Origin of the sequence: Actinacidiphila epipremni, assembly GCF_012034175.1 — a bacterium.
GTDB lineage: Bacteria > Actinomycetota > Actinomycetes > Streptomycetales > Streptomycetaceae > Actinacidiphila > Actinacidiphila epipremni.
In genome coordinates, this window is record NZ_JAATEJ010000008.1 from 1 (window position 1) to 21,136 (window position 21,136).

Genomic DNA, 21,136 nt, shown 5'->3' on the forward strand with positions numbered 1-21,136 from the left:
ATCCGGGGGGTGCCCCCGCAGGACTGCGCACGACAAGAGGCCACCGGAAACGCAGCGAGGTCGATGTGCGCAGTCCGAGGAGGTACCCCCCGGAGCGCACCCGACCACCCCACCGACAGAAGGCGCCCACCCGCACCCGCACCACCCGCACCCCGAAAAACCGGAGCCCCGATGACCGATCAGAGCGAACGGACCCAGGCCGCCCCGCCAAAAGCAGACCCCCGCCCCCCCGGCGGAGCCCCCCGCGCCTGGCCCAAAACATTCGCCGACCGGCTCACCGACCCCCGCCCCAACCTCCGCACCCTCCTCCACGCCCTCCGCGAATGCATCATCCGCCCCCCCGCCCACACCCTCCGCCAAATCCCCCTCCTCCCCGTCCACCCCGGCCCCCTCCCCGCCCCCCGCCCCGGCACCATCGCCCTCACCTGGGCCGGCCACGCCAGCTGGATCCTCCGCCTCGGCGGCCTGACCGTCCTCACCGACCCCGTCTGGTCCCGCCGCATCCCCGCCACCCCGGCCCGCATCACCCCCGTCGGCGTCCCCTGGCAGGACCTGCCCCCCATCGACGCCGTCGTCATCAGCCACAACCACTACGACCACCTCGACGCCCCGACCCTGCGCCGCCTCCCCCGCGACACCACCCTCCTCGTCCCCGCCGGCCTCGCCCCCTGGTGCCGCCGCCGCGGCTTCACCCGCGTGACGGAACTGGACTGGTGGGAGGCCACCGAAATCAGCGGCGTCCGCTTCGACTTCGTGCCCGCCCACCACTGGAGCCGGCGCTCCCTCACCGACACCTGCCGCTCCCTGTGGGGCGGCTGGGTCCTCACCGAACCCGGCGGCCTGAAGCTCTACTTCGCCGGCGACACCGGCTACGGCGAGTGCTTCACGCAGATCGGCCGCGCCCACCCGGGCATCGACCTCGCCCTCCTGCCGATCGGGGCGTACGCGCCCCGCCGCCTGCTGCGCTCCGTGCACATCGACCCGGAGGAGGCGGTGCGGGCCTTCCTCGACCTCGGCGCCGCCGCGATGGCGCCCATGCACTGGGCGACGTTCCTGCTCTCGGGCGAGCCCCCGCTGGAGCCCCTGACCCGGCTGCGCGCCGCCTGGGCCGCCGCGGGCCTGCCCCGCGAAGCGCTCTGGACGCTCCCGATCGGCGCCTCCCGCCGCCTGAGCCCGAGCACGCCCTGAGCCCGAGCACGCCCTGAGCCGGCGCACCGCCCGAGCCCGCGCACCGCCCGAGCCCGAGCACCGCCCGGTTTACGGCTTGCGCAGCCGCCGCGCCAGCGCCGGCACCCCGGCGATCGCGAAGGTCAGCCCCACGGCCAGCACCACGCCCTGCCACGGCTCGGGGAAGATCGCCCCGCCCAGTATCCCGATGAGCTGATACGTCGCCGCCCACGCCAGGCACGCCGGCACGTCACCGCGTACGAACCGCCGCAGCGGCATCTCCGCGAGCAGGCACGCGACCATCACCGGGATACGCCCGGCCGGGATGAGCCGGGAGAGCACCAGCACCGCGGCCCCGTGCTCGTCGAGCCGCCGCTGCGCGGTGGCCAGCGTGCGCTCGTCGGCCCGCTCCTGGAGCCGGTGCAGCCAGCGCGAGCCGCCGCGCGACCGTACGCCGCGCAGCCCCAGCACGTACAGGCCCACGTCGCCGAGCAGCGCCGCGAACGCGGCCACGCAGAAGACGCCGAGCAGCGCGAAGGGGTCGGTCTGGTGGAGGGCGACGACCGCGGCGCTGGAGACGATCGCACCGGTCGGCACGACCGGCACCAGCGAGCCCAGCGCCACGAGCAGGAACAGCGACGGGTAGCCCACCGCCTGCTGCGTGCTCTCCGACGGCGGCGGGTTGGCCGCCGCCGAGGTGAGGAAGGCGATCACCGCGCGCCCTCCTGGCGGGCGGCGGCGTCCGGCAGCCGTACGGACTCCCCGTGCGCGAGCCGGTGCACCGCGACGCCCGGCGCGGTGCGCGCGGCCAGCCGTACGAAGTCCTCGCCGGGGGAGTGGAACTCGTGCGGGCGCACCGCGTCCATGCCGACCGGCCAGAACGTGCCGTAGTGCACGGGCACGGCCGCCCGCGGCGCGAGCCGGGCCAGCGCCTGCGCGGCCCGCCCGGCGTCCAGGTGGCCGTGGCCGAGGAACGGCCCCCACCCGCCGACCGGCAGCAGCGCCACGTCGCACGCCCCGACCTCCTCGGCCATGGCGTCGAACAGCCCGGTGTCCCCGGCGAAGTACGTACGTGCCGCGCCCTCGACGACGTAGCCGAGCGCCGGCGCCCGCTGCGGCCCGAACGGCACCCGCCGCCCGTCGTGCGCGGCCGGCACCGCCCGTACGGTCAGCGGCCCGACGTCCACGGTGTCGCCGGCGGCGACCTCGGTCAGCCGCAGCCGGTCGCGCACCCGGCGAAGGGCCGGCACCGCGGCCCGGGCGCCGCGCGGCAGCAGCACGAGCGTGCCGGGGGCGAGCCGGGCCAGCGAGCCGACGTGCAGGTGGTCGGCGTGCAGATGCGAGACCAGCACCACGTCGGCCGCGGCGGCCTGCGGCGGCGGTACGGCACCGCGGCGGCGCCGCAGATGCGCGAGCCGCCCGGCGAACACCGGATCGGTCAGCACCCGCACCCCGGAGTCCCGCACGGTCACCGTCGCGTGCCCCCACCACGTGATCTCCACCCCACGCGCCCTTCCGCTCACCCGCGCGACCCGCGGCACCCACCGCCCGCACGGCCCGCCCGCACCGCCCACCAGCGCGGCAACCCGTCGCCGTACCCGAGGGTATGCCCTCCGCCGCAGGTCCGGGGGGCCGGGTGTGGCAGGGTGGAGGCGTGCCTCAGCCGGGAGCCAGACGGAGACGGGCCGCGGGGCACCCGGCCCTGCTGGCCGTCGGGCGCGTGCTCGCGGTGTGGGCGGTGGCCACCGCGACGCTCGCCGTCCTGGCCGCGCTGCTGCCCGACTTCCGCATCGAGGCCCCCAACGGCGACAGCCCCACCCAGATCGCGGTGACCGCGGCGATCGGCGCCGGCGCCTTCGGCGTGCTGAGCGCGCTGGTGTGGCCGCTGCTGGTCAGGGCGCTGCTGCTGGTGCCCGCGCTGGTGCTGGGCGCGCTGGTGTTCTTCCTCAACGGCTCCCTGCTGCTGGTCGCGCTGCGCTTCACCCCGGACGGCCGCGGCGAGGTCACGCCCGCGACCGCCGTCGTGATCGCCGCGGTGATGTCCGCGGCGTCCTCGGCGACCAGCACCGCGCTCGCCGTCCGCGACGACGCCGCCTACGGGCGGCGGCTGGCCCGGCTGGCCGGCCGGCGCCGCCGCAGAGCCGGCGACCCGCCGCCGCCCACCACGGCCGGCACCGTCTTCCTGCAACTCGACGGTGTCGGCCACGACGTGCTGCGCTCGGCCCTGGCCGGCCGGCCGCCCGCGATGCCCACGCTCGCCCGCTGGCTCGGCGACGGCACCCACCGGCTGGTGGCCTGGCGCACCGACTGGAGCAGCCAGACCGGCGCGAGCCAGCTGGCGATCCTGCACGGCAGCAATCACGACGTCCCCGCCTTCCGCTGGTACGAGAAGGAGACCGGGCACGTCGTCGTGTGCAACCGCCCCTCCAGCGCCGCCGAGCTGGAGCGCCGGGCCGTCGCCCGCACCGGCTGCCCGGGGCTGCTGGCCGGCGGCGGCGCCAGCCGCGGCAATCTGTTCACCGGCGGCGCCGACCAGTCCGCGCTGGTGATGTCGGTCGCCGCGCAGCGCGGCAAGTTCAGCCGGTCCCGCTCCGGCTACTTCGCCTACTTCTCCGACCCGGCCAACGCGGTACGCACCGCGTGGTCGTTCGTCGCCGAGGTCGGCCGGGAGATCGGCCAGTCCACCGCCTCCCGGCTGCGCCGCGACCGGCCCCGTATCAAGCGCGGCGGCCTCTACCCGGTGCTGCGGGCCTTCGCCACCGTCGTGGAGCGGGACGTCGCGGTCGCCGCGGTCGTCGGGGACATGCTCGCCGGGCGCAGCGCCGTCTACGCGGACCTGGTCGCGTACGACGAGGTCGCCCACCACTCGGGCCCGCACAGCGGTGACGCCTACCAGGTCCTGACCCGGCTGGACCGCTCGGTCCGGCTCATCGCCGACGCCGCCCGCTACGCGCCCCGCCCGTACCGCATCGTGCTGCTGTCCGACCACGGGCAGAGCGGCGGCGCGACGTTCGAGGACGCGTACGGCAGCTCCCTGCGCGCGCTCGTACGCGAGGGCTGCGGGCTGCCGCCGGGCGGCCGGGAGCGGCGGCGGCGCACCGGAGCCGAGGCGCGGGCCGCCGCCCGCAGTGCGCTGCGCCGCCCCGAACGCGGGCGGCGCGCGGCGGAGGAGGAGGCGTGCGAGGGGCCCGCCTCCGACCCGGTCGTGCTGGCCTCGGGCAATCTGGGGCTCGTCTCCTTCCCCGGCATCGAAGGGCGGGCGACGCTGGAGGAGATACGCCGCCGCACCCCGCGGCTGCTGCCGGCCCTCAGCGCGCACCCGGGCATCGGCTTCGTGCTGGTCCGCAGCGCCGAGCGCGGCCCGCTGGTGCTCGGCAGGGACGGCGGCGAGCACGAGCTGTCCACCGGCCGCGTCACCGCCCCCGACCCGCTGGCCCCCTTCGGCCCCGGCGCCGCCGCCGCGGTGCTGCGCACGGACGGCTTCCCGCACACCGCCGACCTGATGGTCAACTCCGCGGTGGACCCGGCGACCGGCGCCGTCCACGCCTTCGAGGAGCAGGCCGGCTCGCACGGCGGCCTGGGCGGCCCGCAGTCCCACCCCTTCCTGCTCGCCCCCGCCGAGCTGCCGCTTCCGCCCGCCCCGCTGGTCGGCGCGGAGGCGATCCACGCGGTCTTCCACACCTGGCTCGCACCCGAGCCCGGCATGCCGCCCGCGGCGGAGGACCGGCGGCGCCCGCACCTGCCGTCCCCGCGCACCCCGGACGCCACCGCCCGCTCCTGAGCCCGCCTGCGTACCGCCGGTGGATCCGCATGCCCCGTGATCGTCAACTCGGGGTTGACGATGTCCGATCGTCAACCTATCGTTGACGCATGGACAAGCACCCGGTACGACTCGACGACCTCATCGACTTCGTCAAGGAGCAGCACCCCGGCAGCGACCCGCTCCAGCACCTCGAACACGCCGTCTCCGTCGCCGCGCACCTGGACGACGTCGCCGACCACCTCATCGGGCACTTCGTCGACCAGGCCCGCCGGGCCGGCGCGTCGTGGACGGAGATCGGGCGGCACATGGGGGTCACCAAGCAGGCCGCGCAGAAGCGCTTCGTGCCCAAGGGCCCGGAGGACTTCGACCTCGTGGAGGCGAGCTTCGAGCGCTTCACCCCGCGCGCCCGCACCGCCGTCTCCGCCGCGCAGGAGGAGGCCAGGGCCGGCCGGCACGGCACGATCGAGCCCGAGCACCTGGCGCTCGGACTGCTCGCCCAGCCCGACACCCTGGCCATGCACGCCCTGGCCGCGCTGGGCACGACACCCGCGGCGGTACGGCAGGCCGTCACGACGCCCGGCGCCGAGCCGGAACCGCTCGCCGGGAACCTCCCGGTCAGCGCCGCCGCGAAGAAGACCCTGCAACTCGTGCTGCGCGAGGCCCTGCGGCTGGGCCACAACTACATCGGCACCGAGCACATCCTGCTCGGCGTCCTCAGCGACGACCAGGACCCGGCAGCCCGCGCCCTCACCGGCCTCGGCGTCACCCACCGGGGAGTGGAGGAATGGGTCCTGGAGACGCTCTCCCGGATCTCATGGAAGGCGGAGCCGGCGAAGCCCGACCCGGCCGGCCCGGCGGACGGCGGCGACCCCGCCAAGGGAGCCGAGCCGCCCGCGGCCGGCTGAACGGCCGTACGCTCAGCCGGTCTTGCGCAGCGCCAGCAGCCGGTAGACCGGGTCGCCGCGCGGGACGTCGCCATCGGGCAGCTCCGCCAGCCGGCCGGCCAGCACCGCCCGCTGGTCCTCGTCCAGCTCCAGCGCCGAGGCGAAGTAGCCGCGCGTCACGTCCCCGGCGGTGACCGCCGGCGACTTGCCCTGGCCGTGGCCGGTGAAACGCGCCTCGCCGGCCCGGCTCAGCCCGTGCTCGCTGGCCACCGCCAGCACCCGCGTCGCCGCGTCGTACGCCCGGTGCCGCACCCGGTACGGGGCGAGCAACTGGTCGACGTCGCTGCCCACGTCATGCCCCGCGTCCTTGTCGACGGTGGTCACGAAGACCCCGCCGGGCCGCAGCACCCGCGCGCACTCCGCGACCACCGTCGGCGCGTCCGGCAGCAGATGCAGCAGCCATACCGCGGCCACCGCGTCCAGCGACTCGTCGGCGAACGGCAGCCGGTGGCAGTTGCCCAGCACCACCGTGCCGGCGCCGACCCGCTCGGCCGCCTTCCGGGCCATCCCGGCCGACGCGTCCACCCCGAACACCCGCAAGCCCGGGCGGTCCAGCCGCTCGGTCACCAGGCCCGTACCGCACCCCACGTCCAGCAGGGTGCGGGCCCGCCCGGGCACGAGCGCGAGCACGGCCCGCGCCGCCGCACACGCCCGCGGCACCCCGCCGCGCGTCGCGTCGTAGCGCGCCGCCTCCACGTCGTAGTCCAGCATGCGGTCGATGCTAGACGGCATCGGTGAACGGCAGCCTGCCCGGGGCCTTGCCGCCTTGTTACGTACGGGGTGCGTGCGACTCAGCCGAAGGTGTCCGGGTCCGGGCCCAGCCGCGTGCCGTCGTCCAGCGCGGCGAGCTCCGCCAGGTCCTGCGCGGCCAGCTCAAAACCGAGGACGTCGGCGTTCTCCCGGATCCGGGACGGCGTCACGGACTTGGGGATGACGACGTTGCCGAGCTGGAGGTGCCAGCGCAGCACCACCTGCGCCGGGGTCCTGCCGTGCCGGGCGGCGATCTTCCCGATCACGGGCTCGTCCAGCAGGCCCTTGCCCTGGCCGAGCGGTGACCACGCCTCGGTGGCGATGCCCAACTCGGCGTGCACCGCGCGCAGTCCGGCCTGCGCCAGCCACGGGTGCAGCTCCACCTGGTTGACCGCCGGCACCACCTCGGAGCCGGCCACCAGGCGCCGCAGGTGCGCCGGCTGGAAGTTGGACACCCCGATCGCCCGGGCCCGGCCCTCGGCCGCGATCCGCTCCAGGGCGCGCCAGGTCTCCGTATACGCGTCCCGCCGCGGCTGCGGCCAGTGGATCAGGTAGAGGTCGACGAAGTCCAGGCCCAGCTTGGACAGCGACAGGTCGAAGGCGCGCAGCGCCGCGTCGTACCCCTGGTCGGTGTTCCACAGCTTGGTGGTGACGAACAGCTCCTCGCGCGGCAGCCCGGAGGCGGCCAGGGCCCGGCCCGTGCCCTCCTCGTTCGCGTAGACCGCGGCGGTGTCGATGCTGCGGTAGCCGGCTTCCAGGGCGGTGGCGACGGCGGCGGTCGCCTCGTCGTCCGGCACCTGCCAGACGCCGAAGCCGAGCTGCGGCATCAGGACGCCGTTGTTGAGGGTGATGGCGGGGACCTTGCTCACGAGCGGTCGGGCCTTCCTTGTGACGGAGGGTTGTGCGGGACCTGCACTTGGACGTGCGCGTTCCGCTTGCGCGGCGCACGGCGAGTGACAACCCGGCCCCCGATCGGCGCATTCCCGCGCCCGGCGGGAACCCCAGCCGATAGCCTCACCCGCAACGGGGGGCGGGCGCGGGCCCGGGCAGTGAGGGGAGCGGGAGCGATGGCGGGCCACGACGCGCCGACCACGCCGGGCGGCGGCGGCACACCGGTCAGCGGCACACCGGTCAGCGGCGGCACGGGACGACGGCGCGACCGGCGGCCCAGGGACCTGCAAGCCCAGCCCTTCCCCGCCGTGCCGCCCGGAGCGGCCTCCGACCCGGCGGCGCAGCGCGAGACGCTGGCCCTGCTGCGGCAGTGGGCCGAGCGCGACGCCGAGGCCGCCATCGACTGGTACCTGCACGACAAGCGCCTCAAGCGCATCGGCTCCCGGCTGCTCCAGGGCCTCGCGATCGCCTTCGCCGTCGCCGGCACCGCCGTCCCGCTCGGCACCGCCGCCTCCGGCGGCTCGGGGCAGGGCTGGGGGTACGTGCTGCTCGCCGTCGCCGCCGGCTGCAAGGGCTTTGACCACTTCTTCGGCCTGTCCGCCGCCTGGATGCGGGACATCTCCGTCGCCCACGCCCTGCGCACCGAGCTCAACGCGGTACGCCTGGAGTGGGCCGCCGACGTGCTGCGCGCAGGACCCGGCTCGGACGACCCGCGGCTGCCGCTGGACCGGCAGGAGCTGGAGCGGCAACTCGCCCTGATCGCCCGCCTCGCCGGGGCGGTACGCGGCCACATCGAGGGCGAGACCGCCGACTGGCAGGCCGACTTCACCTCCACCCTCAGCCAGCTGCACGGCCAGGGCGCCCTGCCCGGGGTGGAACGCTGAACGTGCGGGGCGGACGGACGGCCCGACCGGGGGCCGGCAGCGGCGGGAAGGGGGCGGCGGCCCGATGAGCAGGATCCTCACCGTGGTGACCGCGCGCGGCGCCGAGCACGACGTCGAGCTGACCGCACCGGAGTCCCTGACGATGTGGGACCTGGCCGTCGCGTGCGACCGCGAGTGGCACGGCCTGTGGCGCGAGCCGCCGTTCGCCGCGTACGACCAGCACGACGGCATCCACGCCCCCCGGCTCAGCGCCGGCGGCGACTGGCTCCCGCCCGACCTGACGCTCGCCGAGTCGCCGTTACGGGACGGGGTACGCCTCGGCCTGGCCGTCACGGTGCCCCCGCCGGAGGAGCCGAGCCCGCTGACGTACCCGAAGAGCGACGGCACCCGGCACGTCGAGGTGTGCGTCGTCGCCGGCGAGGCGGCCGGCAGCAAGGCGGTGCTGCGCTGGGAGCCGGGCCGCTTCGTCGAGCTGTTCACCGAACGGCTCGCCCCCGGCGACGCGGTGCGCGTCGAGATGGCGGACTCCGGCGACCTGAAAGTCCGCAGGATCACCGGGACGCCCTCGGTGCCCGGCGTGCGCAACGGGACCCGGGCGTTCCTGTGGGGCGAGGGAGCACTGCTCACGGTGGGCCGCAGCGTGCTGCGGTGGACCGTCCACGAGGTCCCCGAGCCCGAGGTGCTGCCGCCGGGCGAGCACGGCACGCTGCTGCTCGACCCGCGGACCCGCCCGCAGTCCCGGCCGCTCGCCGAGGGCGTCCCGGCCGACTTCCCGTCCTCGGCAAGCACGCGTGACCGCTGGTGGCACGGCGAGATCACCCGCCGCGTCCACCGGATGGAGCGCACCGAGCAGCAACAGGCGCGGCTCGCGCTGCGGGCGCTGGAGAATGTGCCGCTGCTGTGGCCGCAGCCGGAGGGCGGCATCCGGCCGCTGGCCGGCCTCGCGGCCACCGCCGTGGACCAGGCGGCCGACACCTACCCCGGGCCCGGCACCGCCGCCCGGCTGGCCGCCTGGCAGCGCGGCCGGCTGTGGCAGCGCCGCCCCGCCGACGCGGACTTCCTCGCCCTGCGCTGCGGCCTGCGCACCGCGATGCCCCCGGGCAGCGAGCGGCCCGGCTTCCCGCAGAACGAGGGGGCCGTCGCACTGGGCGACTTCGCCGCCCCGGCGGTCGCCGTGCTGCCGCGGACCGGCGTGACCGGCGTCGTCGGCACCGGCGACCTGCCGCGCCGCCTCGCCGGCTGGTTCGCGCTCCAGGCCGCGCTCCACCACAGCCCCGAGCACGTCACCCTGCGCGTCGTCACCGACCCGGAAGGCGCCGGGCAGTGGCGGTGGGTGCGGTGGCTGCCGCACTCCTCCGCCGCGCTCGACGAGGGCAAGGCCGCCCGCGTGCACGCCGACCCGACGTCCATCGCCCGGCAGATCGACCGGCTGCTCCAATTGGTGGGCGACCGGCAGAGCGCGGCCGAGGCGGCGTCGCGCCGCATCCGGGAGGCGGAAGCCGGGCAGGCGCTGCAGCCCTCCCCGCCCCTGTTCGACTTCGACGGCCGCAGATACCGGCAGGCGCTGCTGGACAGCACGGAGAGGGCCGGCGCCGTCCCGTCCGAGAACCTCGCCGCCGCCCCCGACGCGGTGACCCTCGATCCGAGGCGGGAGGCGCTGACGTTCCTCGACCTCATCGAATCGGAGCCCACCACCGCCCACCGCCACCACGGCCCCGCCGTCCTGCTGGTCCTGGACGGGATTCGGCGGCTGCGGGTGCTGCCCGGTATCGGCCGGCTGCTCAAGGAAGGCCCCGCAGCCGGCGTCCACGTCCTCTGCCTGGCCGCGGAGACGCGGCAACTCCCCCCGGAATGCCGCCACATCATCGACCTCGGCGACGGCAGCGCCCCCACGATCACCGCGGGCGACGCGGCACCGTACCCGTTCGTACCCGACCTGCCGCCGGCCGGCTGGTGCGAGGGGCCGGCCCGGGCGCTGGCCCCGCTGCGGGACGCCGACGCCGTACGGCACGCCCGGGACCTCGCGGCGCTGCCGCTGCCCGAACTGCTCGGCCTGGAGGAGCCCGGCGACCCGGCGCCGATCGTCGCGCGCTGGTCGGCGGTGCCGCGCTCGACGGCCGCGGTGGTGGGGCAGGCCGCCGCGTCGCCGTTCGAGCTGGACCTGCGGCTGCACGGCCCGCACGCCCTGGTCGCGGGCGGCCGGGACTCGGGTCTTGCCGACTTCCTGCGGACGTGGACGGTCTCGCTCGGGGTGGCCAACCGGCCCGACGAGCTGAGCTTCGTGCTCTTCGACTACCAGGGCGGCGCCGCCTTCGGGCCCGCCGCCGACCTGCCGCACGTCACCCGGCTGGTCACCGACCTGGACGCCCGCGAGGCCGACCGGGTGCTGGACCGGCTCTCGGCGGCGCTGCGGGTCCGCGAGGCACAGCTCACCGCGAGCGGGACCAAGGACATCGACGACTACCAGGAGCTGCGCGCCCGCCGCAGCCTGCCGCCGCTGCCCCGGCTCGTGCTGGTCGTCGCGGAGCTGGCGACCCTCGCCCGCGACCTGCCGCAGTTCGTGCCGGGGCTGGTCCGCATCGCCCGGCGCGGGCGCTCGCTCGGCGTGCACCTGCTGCTGGCGACCCAGCGGCCCTCCGGCGTCCTCGCCCCCGAGATCCGGGCCGACACCCACCTGCGTATCGCCCTGCGGCTCGGCTCCGCCGCCGAGAGCGCCGACGTCATCGACGCCCCCGACGCCGCCGCGATCGCCCGCACCACCCCCGGCCGGGCCTTCGTCCGCACTGGCGCGCAGGAGCTGACGGAGTTCCAGGCCGCCGCCCCGTACGCGTACGACGACCCGCGGGCCGCCGGCCGGCCGGTCACGATCCGCGAACTCGACGGCGACCGCGACCCGGGGCCCGCGGACGCCGGCCCGATGCGCAGCCACCTCGGCCCGCTGGTCCAGGCGGTCGCCGCAGCCGCCGAAACCCTCGGCGTGCACGCCGTCCCCGGGCCGCTGCCGGAACCGCTCCCGAGCGTCCTCACCCTCTCCGAGGCATCCGCCCTGCCCGCCCCCGCCGCGCCGCCGCACGACCTCGCACCGGTCGCGTACGGCGTGGAGGAGCTGGCCGACGAGATCGGCCGGCAGCCCGCGCTGTTCGACCTCGCGGGCGAAGGGGCGCTCGCCGCGACCGGCGGGCCGCGCAGCGGCAAGTCGCAGTTCCTGCGCACCCTGGCGGCGGCGCTCGCCGTCCGGCACGGCACCGCGGACGTCCACCTGTTCGGCATCGACTGCGGCAACGGCGCCCTCCAGGCGCTCGGCGGGCTGCCGCACTGCGGCACCGTCGTCACCCGCGGCCGGGCCGACCACCTGGCCCGGCTGGTCAGCCGGCTCACCGCCGCCCTCTACACCCGCCAGCAGCTGCTCGCCGAGGGCGGCTTCAGCGACGTCGCCGCCCAGCGGCAGGCCGCGCCCGCCGCCCGCCGGCTGCCGTACCTGGTGCTGCTGCTGGACCGCTGGGAGGCGCTGCGCGAGCTCGCCGAGCACGGCGGCGGCGAGCGGCTGCCCGACGACCTGCGGCGGCTGATGCGCGACGGCGGCCCGGCCGGCATCCGGGTGGTGCTCACCGCCGACGCGGCCGGCGGCCTGGACCCCGACACGGCCGCCCTGGCCACCGAGCACCTGGTGCTGGACCGCCGGGACCCCGCCGACTACCGCGCCCTCGGCGTCGATCCGCCGCAGGGCCACCTCGCACCGGGCCGGGCGCTGCGCGCGTTCAGCTCCGTCGAGCTGCAGATCGCCCTGGTCGACGGCGACCTCACCTCGCGCGGGCAGAGCGACGCGCTGGACCGGCTCGCCGCCGGGCTGCGCGAGCGCGACGCGCACGTACCGGATGCGCGCAGGCCGTTCACCATCGACGACGCGCCGCGCGCCGCCGAGCAGTTCCACGTCGGGCCCGGCAAGGGCCGCCCGGTCGGCCGCGAGGACGTCCTGGCATGGCTGCGCGACCGGCAGTCCACCGGCGCCTGCGCCGCGCTGCTCGGACCGCGCCGGGCCGGCAAGACCTGGGTGCTGGAGGAGCTGTCGCGGCGGCTGGCCGCCGACGGCGGCCGGCATGACGTCCACCGGCTGACGGTGCCGCCGCCCAGCGCCCCGGTCGACAGCCCCGACGCCCTCGCCGGCCTCCTCGACCGCGGTGTGCGCGACACCGCCGGGCCCGCCGAGGCGCTGCTGGACAAGGCGGCCGGCGCCCACGCGGGGCGGCTGGTCTTCCTGCTGGACGAGGTGGGGCGGCTCGCCGGGTACGACCCGGTCGCCGTGTCCTGGCTGCGCGACCTCGGGCAGGCCGGCGCGTGGCTGCTCTACACCGGCACCGAGAAGGACTGGCGCACCGTCGTGCGGCGCGCCCTGACCGCGCCGGGCTCCAGCTTCGGCAACGACGTCAACGCCCGGCTGCTCGGGCCGCTGGACGAGGAGGCCGCGCTGGACTTCCTGTCCGGCACCGCCGCCAACCTGGGCGTCGCCCTGGACCGCGGCACCGTGGCCGCCGCGATCGTGCGCCACGTCGGCAGCTGGCCCTTCTACCTCCAGGTGGCCGGCGACGCCGTCGTACGGGCCGTGCAGGGCAACGACCTTGGCCCGCTGACCGGTACGGACGCGCTGCACGCGCTCATCGAGCGGCGGCTGCTCGACGAGTGGTCGCAGCACTTCGCGTCCCGCTGGGCCGAGATCGGCCCGGCCGGGCGGGCCGCGCTGCTGGCCGAGCCCGGGCAGATGCCGGGCGCCGCGACCCCGGCGCAGCGCCAGGACCTGCGGGACGTCGGGCTGCTGCGGCCCGGCGAGGTGTGGCTGGACGACCGGCCGCTGCTGGCGTGGATCGCCAGGAACGAGATCTCTTTGCGTGACGGGGAGTTACCTGCATGAGCGTCTTCCGGCCGAGCCAGTCCTACCGCGCCGACCTCGACGTCAGACTCGGCGGCGGGCGGCTGCCCAGCTGGATCCGGCCCGCCGCCGAGGGCGCCGCGCCCAACAGCGCGGCCTGGCTGGTCGTCATGCCGCGCCGGGCCGGCAAGACCTGGCTCGCGCACGGCATCGCCGGCGCCCGCCCCGCCGGCCGTACCGTCCAGGTCGACCTGCGCTCGTCGGCGTCGGTGCGCAAGACCAAGCTCGGCTGCCTGACCGGCGGCAAGACCGCCCCGCCGGTCGCGGCCGGCCAGCTCGTCATCGTCGACGAGCCCGCGCTCGCCCGGCCCGGCGGCCCCGGCGTCGACCCGGCCGTGCTCGCCGCCGGCCTGCACCGCGTCGAGGACACCGGCGCCACCGCCCTGGTGCTCGCCACCCCCGCCGAGAGCAAGCTGCTCGTCCCGCACCTCGGCCCCGACGTACGCAAGGACGTCCTGCGCCCGCCCGTCCTGGACGCCGCCGAGTGCGCGCGGATGGCGGCCCGGGCCCCGCAGTGGGCGCCGGAGCTGGTACGGCGGATCGCCGCGGCCGAGCCGGGCTGGCTGCACACCCCCTTCCTGCTGGAACTCGCCCTGCACGCCGCCGAGGAGCACCCCGACCTGCGGGCCGACCTCGACGCGGTGCTGAGCGCGGCGGCGGAGGAGGCCGAGGACCGGCACGAATACATCGCCCAGTGGTTCGGCAACGGCCTCGCCGAGCAGCACCGCGCCGCCCTGCGCGCCGCCCGCTGGCACACCGCGGGCCTGCCCGTCGCCCTCGACCCGGCCGACGCCGCGCTGTACGTGTACGGGGCCGCGCCGGCCGCCGCACAAGCCCCCGCCGCCCAGGCCCCCGTTCCAGCCCCCGCCGCCGCCCGCGCCTCGCTCGCCGACGACCCCGTGCTCGGCCGCCACCTGCCCGAGGTGCTGCGGGTCCACCACATCTCCGACCTGCACCACGGCGGGCGGCTGTCGGCCACCGTCGATACCAAGGACCGCACCGCCGCCGGGCACACCATCGCCGCGCTCGCCGGCGCCGGCACCGCGCTGGACAGCTACCTCGACCACGTACGCCAGCTCGCCGCGCAGGGCCGCGCCCCGCACCTGGTCGTCGTCACCGGCGACCTCGTCGACCGCCCCTCGGCCGCGCACGGCGAGCAGGCCCGTACATGGCTCGCGGCGCTGGCCGGCCTGCTCGCCCCGCACCGCGACCTGCGTACCGGCGACCCGCGCGTGCTGCTGGTCGGCGGCAACCACGACGTGTCCTGGGACCTCGCCCTCGACCCGTCCCCGCAGGCCCGGCACCAGTGGTTCGCCGACACCTTCGCCGGCCTGCCGCACCCCGACCTGCACCTCGCCGACCCGCGCGAGCGCCGGCTGCACATCACGTACCCCGGCGTGGGCCTGCGCTTCGCGCTGCTCGGCAGCGCCGAGTCCGGCGGCGAGGCCGCCCACGACGCCGACCGCGAGCGGCTGGCCGCCTTCCTGGCGCGGTACGTGGCCGCGGGCGAGCAGGAGAGCGCCGACGTGGGCGCGGTCGTCCGGGACTTCGAGCGGCACGACCCGGGCGTCATCGCCCGCGGCGTCCTCGACCGGCTCGCGCCCGAACCCGGCTACGTCACCGTCGCCGCGCTGCACCACCCGCTCTCGCCGGTCCCGGCGGTCGAGGTCGCGCCCTACTCCGGCGTCGTCAACGCCGGGCAGGCCAAACGCGCGCTGACCACGGCCCGTGCGTCCCTGGTCCTGCACGGCCACACCCATCTGGCCTTCGCCGCCGCCGAGCGGCTGCTGGACGCCGGCCCGCCGTGGACGCTGCGCATCGCCGGCGCCCCGGCGCTCGCCAGCCGCGACACCGAGGAGCGCAACGGCTACAACGAACTCCTCGTCGCCCGCGAGGGCGGCGCCCACACCCTGGCCTTCCGCACCGTCCGCCTCGACGGCGGGCAGTGGGCCCCCGGTCCCGTCCACGCCTTCCGGCCCGGCGCCCCGCAGGAGCACCCGCTCGCCGAGCTGTGCGCGGACGTGCCGGGTCAGGCCCGGTAGAGCGCCTCGATCTCCCGTGCGTACGCCGCCTCGATCGCCCGCCGCTTCAGCTTCAGCGACGGCGTCAGCAGCCCGCGCTCCTCGGTGAACTGCGCGGCCAGTATCCGGAAGGTGCGGATCGACTCCGCCTGCGAGACCAGCGTGTTCGCGGCGACCACCGCCCGCCGTATCTCCGTCTCCAGGTCCGGGTCGTGCACCAGCTCCGTCGTGGGCAGCCGCGGCTTGCCGCGCATCGCCAGCCAGTGGACGACGGCCTCCTGGTCCAGCGTCACCAGCGCCGCCACGAACGGCCGGTCGTTGCCGACGACCACGCACTGCCCCACCAGCGGATGCGCCCGCACCCGGTCCTCCAGCGCGACCGGCGACACGCTCTTGCCGCCGCTGGTCACCAGGATCTCCTTCTTGCGGCCGGTGATGGTCAGATAGCCGTCCTCGTCCAGCGCCCCGATGTCACCGGTGGCCAGCCAGCCGTCGCGCAGTGCCTCCTCCGTCGCCTTGGCGTTGTTGAGGTAGCCCGTGAAGACCTGCCCGCCGCGCAGCCAGATCTCGCCGTCCTCGGCGATCGTCACCGACGTGCCCGGCACCGGCAGCCCCACCGTGCCGAACCGTGTCTGCTCCGGCGGGTTCGCGGTCGCCGCCGCGGTGGTCTCCGTCAGGCCGTAGCCCTCGTAGATCGTCACGCCCGCGCCGGAGAAGAACAGCCCGAGCCGCCGCTCCATCGCCGAGCCGCCCGATATCGCGTGCCGGACCCGGCCGCCCAGCGCCCCGCGCACCTTGCTGTAGACGAGCTTCTCGTACAGCTGGTGCTGCATCCGCAAGGACGCGCTCGGCCCGGGCCCGGTCCCGAAGGCCCGCGCCTCGGTCGCCTCGGCGTGCCGCACCGCGACCTCGACGGCCTTGTCGAACGGCGCGAGCCGGCCGCCCGCCTCCGCCGTGCGCCGGGCGGCCTGGAAGACCTTCTCGAAGACGTACGGCACCGCCAGCACGAACGTCGGCCGGAAACCGGCGAGCGAGGGGATCAGGTCGGCGGCGGTCATGCTGGGCTGGTGGCCGAGCCGGATCCGGTGCCGTACGCACGCCACCTCCACCATCCGGCCGAAGACGTGCGCGAGCGGCAGGAACAGCAGCGTGGAGGGCTCCTCGCCCGGCTTGCTGGAGAACACCGGCTCCCAGCGGGCGACGACGTTGTCGGTCTCGGCCATGAAGTTGGCGTGGGTCAGCACGCAGCCCTTGGGGCGGCCGGTGGTGCCGGAGGTGTAGATGACGGTCGCGACCGCGCCGGGCGTCACCGCCAGCCGGTGCCGCTCCACGACGTCGTCGCCGAGGTGCGCGCCGGCCTGCGCGAGCTCGTCCACGCATCCCGCGTCGAGCTGCCACAGCCGGTGCAGCCGCGGCAGTTCGTCGACGGCCGCGCCGATCGTCATCGCGTGGTCCTCGTGCTCCACGACCGCGGCGACCGCCTCCGAGTCGTGCAGCATCCACCGCACCTGCTCCGACGACGAGGTGGGATACACCGGCACCGGCTGGGCGCCCACCGCCCACAGGGCGAAGTCGAAGACCGTCCACTCGTAGCGGGTGCGGGACATGATCGCGACCCGGTCGCCGAACCGGATGCCCTGCGCCAGCAGGCCCTTGGCGACCGCGAGCACCTGGTCGCGGAACTCCTCGGTGGTCACGTCGTGCCACTCGCCCCGCGCGTCGGCCCGCGAGAGCACCACCTCGCCGGGGTGCTCCGCCGCGTTGCGGAAGACCGCGTCCGCCAGACCGCCGGCCTGAGGCGCTGTGGCCAGTGGGGGGACGGTGAACTGACGCAACGGGTGCTCTCCTAGTGCCGCTCGGTGCGGCCGTAAGTTACCTGATCCACAGGTTCCGCGGGAGAGGCTGAAAAGGTGCGGTGAATCGGACGTCTGTGCTGGTCGAACGGCGGTTTCCGGCCGTGACAAGGCCATCGGCGCGAATTCCGTTCCGGCGGGGCGGGCGGGGCGGGCGCGGATCTCCACCAAATCTGCCCGCGCCGGTCACGGCCGCTCCACCCCCGACGGGCTCTGACCAGGCACCGAGGGGCCGCCAGGCAGGTCACGGGCCGGTCGGCTCATGGCACGGTCGGCGGCTCAGGGGCCGGTCAGGGCGAGTGGGCGGTGGAGCAGGCCGCCGCCGGCGAGGATCGCCTCGGCCAGCGCGTCCGCCGCCGCCTCCTCCACCGGGCCGCCCGGCCGGCCCTGCCGCAGCACGAAGTCCACGCTGCCCAGGTCCGGCAGCCCGTACGCGCGCGCCAGCACACGTACCAGACCGGCCGGAATCAGCCCCTGCGGATGCGCCATCACCCCCAGGCCCGCCCGGGCCGCCGCCACCAGGCCGCCCAGCGACGCGCTGGTGCCCGCCGGCCGCCACGCCCTGCCGTGCCGCTCCAGCACCTCCGCCGCCCGGGCCCGGCCCGCCCCCGGCGCCGGGTGGCCGATCAGCGGCACCGGGCGCCGCGGGTCCAGGCGCAGCCGGTCGGCGCCGACCCACACCAGCTTGTCCCGCCACACCAGCCGCCCCGGCCCGTCCGCGCCGGACCGCTCGGCCAGGCACAGGTCGAGCCCGCCCGCGTCCAGCCGCTGGTGCAGCGCCCCGGACAGCTCCACCGCCAGCTCCAGGTCCACCTCGGGGTGGTCGTGGCGGAAGGCCGCCAGGATCTCCGGCAGCCGGGTCGGCACGACCTCCTCGGCGACCCCGACCCGCAGCCGCCCGCGCAGCCGGGTGCCGGCGAAATACGCCGCCGCCCGCTCGTTGGCCTCCAGGATCGGCCGGGCCAGCCGCAGCATCGCCTCGCCGTCCTCGGTCAGCTCCACCGCGTGGGTGTCCCGCAGGAACAGCCGGCAGCCCGCGGCCTCCTCCAGCCGCCGTACGTGCTGGCTGACCGTGGACTGCCGCAGGCCCAGCCGGTGCGCGGCCCGCGTGAAGCTCAGCGTCTGGGCCACGGCGAGGAAGGTCCGCAACTGGGCCGGCTCGAACATGGCCCGCACGTTATCGCGGTACGTGATGGCGGTCCCGGCGGTAACCGGCCAACCTGATCGATGTCACGTTCCGGGCGGCGCCGTCCGTCGCACCGTCATGACAGACGACAACCGCTCCCCGCGGCCCCGCCCCGCGACCGGTACGACCGTGCTGCTCGCCGGCGCCACCGGCGTCTTCGGCCGGCACGCCGCCCGCGCCCTCACCGCCGCAGGACACCGGGTGCTCGCCCTCGGCCGCGGCGCCGGCAACGACGTACGCGCCGACCTCGACGACCGCGACGCGCTGCTGCGGGCCGTCGACGGCCGGCACGCCGACGTCGTCGTGCACGCCGCCACCGCGCTGCGCAAGCCGCCCGCCCGGCACGCCGACATGGCCGCCACCAACACCCTGCGCACCCGCGGCACCCGCCACCTGCTCGACGCCGCCCGCGAGGTCGGCGCCCGCCGCTTCATCGCCGAGTCGATGGTCTTCGGATACGGCTACGGCGACTTCGGCGACCGCCCCCGCACCGAGGCCGGCACCCCCTTCGGCCCGCCCGGCACCAGCGCCGCCCTGGAACGCACCCTGGCCGGCCTGCGCACCAAGGAGGAGCTGACGCTGACCGCCGACGGCATCGAGGGCATCGCCCTGCGCTTCGGCCTCTTCTACGGCCCCGGCGGCACCGAGGCGCTGCTGGAACTGCTGCGCCGGCGCGCCCTGCCCGTCACCCCCGACCGCGGCCTGGTGCTGCCGTGGGTGGAACTCGGCGACGCCGCCGCGGCCCTCGCGCTGGCCGTCGACCACGGCGTGCCGGGGCAGGCGTACAACATCGCCGACCAGGACCCGCTCGGCTTCGGCGCGCACGTCCGGCTGACCGCCGAGGTGTTCGGGCTGCCGCGGCCCCTGACGCTGCCGCGCTGGGCGATGCGCCCGCTCGGCTACGTCCACGCCGTGCTGGGCACGAACCTGCGGGTCGACACCGCGCTCGCCGCCGAGGAACTGGGCTGGCGCCCCGCCTTCCGCTCCGCCCGGGAGGGGCTTGCCGCGATGGCCCGGCAGGCCGCCCCAGGTCAGAGCCGCAGCGCGGCCACCACCAGCACGGCCGCCGCCCAGGAGGAGAACAGGCAGTAGGCGAACAGCTCCCGGCCCCGGTCGCCGTGCCGGAGCTGGCGCAGCAGCACCCAGCAGAAGAAGACCGTCTCGGCGGCCCCGCCCACGACACCGTAGGCGGGCCGCCCTGTCCCGGCGATCACCGCGGCGGTCGCGGCGCCGTGCATCACCCCGACCGCCGGCACCACCCACTGGTTGCGGCCCTCCCGCAGCCCCAGCCGGGTCAGGCCGTCCAGCCGCTCCACCCCCGGCCCGAAGCGGGTCAGCGCGGCGAGCGCCGACGGCACCACCTCCAGGAGCAGCAGGACGGTCAGGGTGACGGCGAGCACGAACACCGCGGGGCTCCTCGGGCAGGTCGGGGGAGTGGCCGCGCTCAGTCTGCCGGGACGGACGCCAGTGCGATACGGTCCTCGCCCGCGTAGACGTTCATGGAGTCGCCGCGCAGGAAACCGACGAGCGTCAGCCCGCTCTCCCTGGCCAGGTCCACCGCGAGCGACGACGGCGCCGACACCGCGGCCAGCACCGGGATACCGGCCATCACCGCCTTCTGCGCCAGCTCGAACGACGCCCGGCCCGACACCATCAGGACCTGGTCCGCCAGCGGCAGCCGGCCCTCCCGCAGCGCCCGCCCCACCAGCTTGTCCACGGCGTTGTGCCGCCCCACGTCCTCGCGTACGTCCAGCAGCGTGCCGTCCGCGTCGAACAGCGCCGCCGCGTGCAGCCCGCCGGTGCGGTCGAAGACCGCCTGCCGCTCCCGCAGCCGCTCCGGCAGCGCCGCGAGCGCCCCGGGCGTCAGCCGCGGCCCGCCCGCCGGGTCCACCGGCAGCCGGGTCGCCGTCCGCACCGCGTCCAGGCTCGCCTTGCCGCACAGCCCGCACGACGAGGTCGTGTAGACATTGCGCTCCAGCGTGATGTCGGGCACCGGCACGCCGGGCGCGAGCGTCACGTCCACCACGTTGTAGGTGTTCGAGCCGTCCGCGGTGGCGCCCGCGCAGTAGACGACGTTGGCCACCTCGCCGGCCGCCGCGAGCACGCCCTCGCTCACCAGGAAGCCGGTGGCCAGCGCGAAGTCGTCACCCGGTGTGCGCATGGTGATCGCCAGCGGGCGGCCGTTGAGCCGGATCTCCAGCGGCTCCTCGGCGACGAGCGTGTCGGCCCGGTGCGCGACCGCCGCCCCGCGGATCCGCAGCACCCGCCGCCGCTCGGTGACCCGTCCCATCCCCGACCTCTCTCCCTCCGCGTCCCGCACCAGGTGAGCGTGCCATAGGGTGATCCCCGGACCGCGCAGCCGTGCACCACGGACCTACCAGGATGGCAGACCTGAGATGAGCGACCAGCCGACCGCCGAGCACCACCTGGGCGACGACGAGCGGGCCCTGGCACGGCTGCGGGAGCTGCGCGGCAGCATCGACAACCTCGACGCGGCCCTGGTCCACCTGCTCGCCGAGCGCTTCAAGTGCACCCAGCAGGTCGGCGAGCTCAAGGCCGCCCACGACCTCCCCCCGGCCGACCCGGCCCGCGAGGCCGCCCAGATCGCCCGCCTGCGCCGCCTGGCCGAGGACGCCCGGCTCGACCCCGCCTTCGCGGAGAAGTTCCTCAACTTCATCATCGACGAGGTCGTCCGCCACCACCGCGCCATCGCCGCCCGCCCCCAGCAGGGCACCCCGAATCGCAGGTGAGAA

16 protein-coding genes are annotated in these 21,136 nt (G+C 76.4%); 8 read left to right on the top strand and 8 right to left on the bottom strand.

The window, feature by feature from the left end:
- The first annotated feature begins 171 nt into the window (after positions 1-171).
- Positions 172-1,188 carry an MBL fold metallo-hydrolase gene (locus HCN08_RS12690; RefSeq protein ID WP_240970044.1) on the top strand — a complete coding sequence of 339 codons (1,017 nt, stop codon included), beginning with the start codon at positions 172-174 and terminating at the stop codon, positions 1,186-1,188.
- Between the two features lie 69 nt (positions 1,189-1,257).
- Here the strand turns inward: HCN08_RS12690 and HCN08_RS12695 are convergent, their stop codons facing one another.
- Positions 1,258-1,881: a DedA family protein gene (locus HCN08_RS12695; protein ID WP_407648751.1), complete on the bottom strand. Its 624-nt coding sequence runs from the start codon at positions 1,879-1,881 to the stop codon at positions 1,258-1,260.
- A complete protein-coding gene (locus HCN08_RS12700) occupies positions 1,878-2,669 on the bottom strand; it encodes an MBL fold metallo-hydrolase (RefSeq protein ID WP_167983127.1) in 792 nt (263 codons plus the stop codon). The genes HCN08_RS12695 and HCN08_RS12700 overlap by 4 nt, the downstream gene beginning before the upstream one ends.
- 104 nt (positions 2,670-2,773) lie before the next feature.
- On the opposite strand from HCN08_RS12700, the gene HCN08_RS12705 reads away from it, so the two are divergent.
- Together HCN08_RS12705 and HCN08_RS12710 are read left to right on the top strand one after the other, a co-directional pair.
- Positions 2,774-4,948, top strand: a complete 2,175-nt coding sequence (locus HCN08_RS12705) for a phage holin family protein (RefSeq protein ID WP_167983128.1) — start codon at positions 2,774-2,776, stop codon at positions 4,946-4,948.
- 89 nt (positions 4,949-5,037) lie between these two features.
- Positions 5,038-5,835, top strand: coding sequence for an ATP-dependent Clp protease ATP-binding subunit (locus tag HCN08_RS12710; protein ID WP_167983129.1), 798 nt, complete (start codon positions 5,038-5,040; stop codon positions 5,833-5,835).
- A gap of 12 nt (positions 5,836-5,847) precedes the next feature.
- Here the strand turns inward: HCN08_RS12710 and HCN08_RS12715 are convergent, their stop codons facing one another.
- Entirely contained in the window at positions 5,848-6,585 is a 738-nt protein-coding gene (locus HCN08_RS12715) for a class I SAM-dependent methyltransferase (protein WP_167983130.1), read from the bottom strand.
- Between the two features lie 80 nt (positions 6,586-6,665).
- The gene (locus HCN08_RS12720; protein WP_167983131.1) at positions 6,666-7,493 is read right to left on the bottom strand and encodes an aldo/keto reductase; all 828 of its coding nucleotides are present in this window, start codon (positions 7,491-7,493) and stop codon (positions 6,666-6,668) included.
- Between the two features lie 198 nt (positions 7,494-7,691).
- Between HCN08_RS12720 and HCN08_RS12725 the strand changes: the two genes are divergently transcribed.
- The 3 genes from HCN08_RS12725 to HCN08_RS12735 all read left to right on the top strand — a co-directional run bounded on the left by HCN08_RS12725 (position 7,692) and on the right by HCN08_RS12735 (position 15,365).
- On the top strand, positions 7,692-8,399 hold the full coding sequence (locus HCN08_RS12725; RefSeq protein ID WP_167983132.1) for an SLATT domain-containing protein: 708 nt from the start codon (positions 7,692-7,694) through the stop codon (positions 8,397-8,399).
- 64 nt (positions 8,400-8,463) lie between these two features.
- The gene (locus HCN08_RS12730) at positions 8,464-13,305 is read left to right on the top strand and encodes an FtsK/SpoIIIE domain-containing protein (RefSeq protein ID WP_167983133.1); all 4,842 of its coding nucleotides are present in this window, start codon (positions 8,464-8,466) and stop codon (positions 13,303-13,305) included.
- Positions 13,302-15,365, top strand: coding sequence for a metallophosphoesterase (locus HCN08_RS12735; RefSeq protein WP_167983134.1), 2,064 nt, complete (start codon positions 13,302-13,304; stop codon positions 15,363-15,365). The genes HCN08_RS12730 and HCN08_RS12735 overlap by 4 nt, the downstream gene beginning before the upstream one ends.
- On the opposite strand, the gene HCN08_RS12740 is transcribed toward HCN08_RS12735, so the two are convergent.
- Positions 15,353-17,179, bottom strand: a complete 1,827-nt coding sequence (locus tag HCN08_RS12740) for an AMP-dependent synthetase/ligase (RefSeq protein WP_167983135.1) — start codon at positions 17,177-17,179, stop codon at positions 15,353-15,355. The two genes, HCN08_RS12735 and HCN08_RS12740, sit on opposite strands and share 13 nt — an antisense overlap.
- Before the next feature lie 297 nt (positions 17,180-17,476).
- Entirely contained in the window at positions 17,477-18,364 is an 888-nt protein-coding gene (locus HCN08_RS12745; RefSeq protein WP_167983136.1) for a LysR family transcriptional regulator, read from the bottom strand.
- A 97-nt stretch (positions 18,365-18,461) separates the two neighbouring features.
- On the opposite strand from HCN08_RS12745, the gene HCN08_RS12750 reads away from it, so the two are divergent.
- Positions 18,462-19,475 carry an NAD-dependent epimerase/dehydratase family protein gene (locus tag HCN08_RS12750; protein ID WP_167983137.1) on the top strand — a complete coding sequence of 338 codons (1,014 nt, stop codon included), beginning with the start codon at positions 18,462-18,464 and terminating at the stop codon, positions 19,473-19,475.
- Here HCN08_RS12750 and HCN08_RS12755 read toward each other — a convergent pair.
- Positions 19,415-19,789, bottom strand: coding sequence for a hypothetical protein (locus HCN08_RS12755; protein WP_167983138.1), 375 nt, complete (start codon positions 19,787-19,789; stop codon positions 19,415-19,417). The genes HCN08_RS12750 and HCN08_RS12755 overlap by 61 nt on opposite strands.
- A 38-nt stretch (positions 19,790-19,827) precedes the next feature.
- Positions 19,828-20,673 (bottom strand): formate dehydrogenase accessory sulfurtransferase FdhD, encoded by an 846-nt coding sequence (gene fdhD / locus HCN08_RS12760; protein WP_167983139.1) that lies wholly within the window; start codon positions 20,671-20,673, stop codon positions 19,828-19,830.
- A gap of 106 nt (positions 20,674-20,779) precedes the next feature.
- Here fdhD and HCN08_RS12765 point away from each other — a divergent pair, with 106 nt between their 5' ends.
- Entirely contained in the window at positions 20,780-21,133 is a 354-nt protein-coding gene (locus HCN08_RS12765; protein ID WP_167983140.1) for a chorismate mutase, read from the top strand.
- Positions 21,134-21,136: the final 3 nt, after the last annotated feature.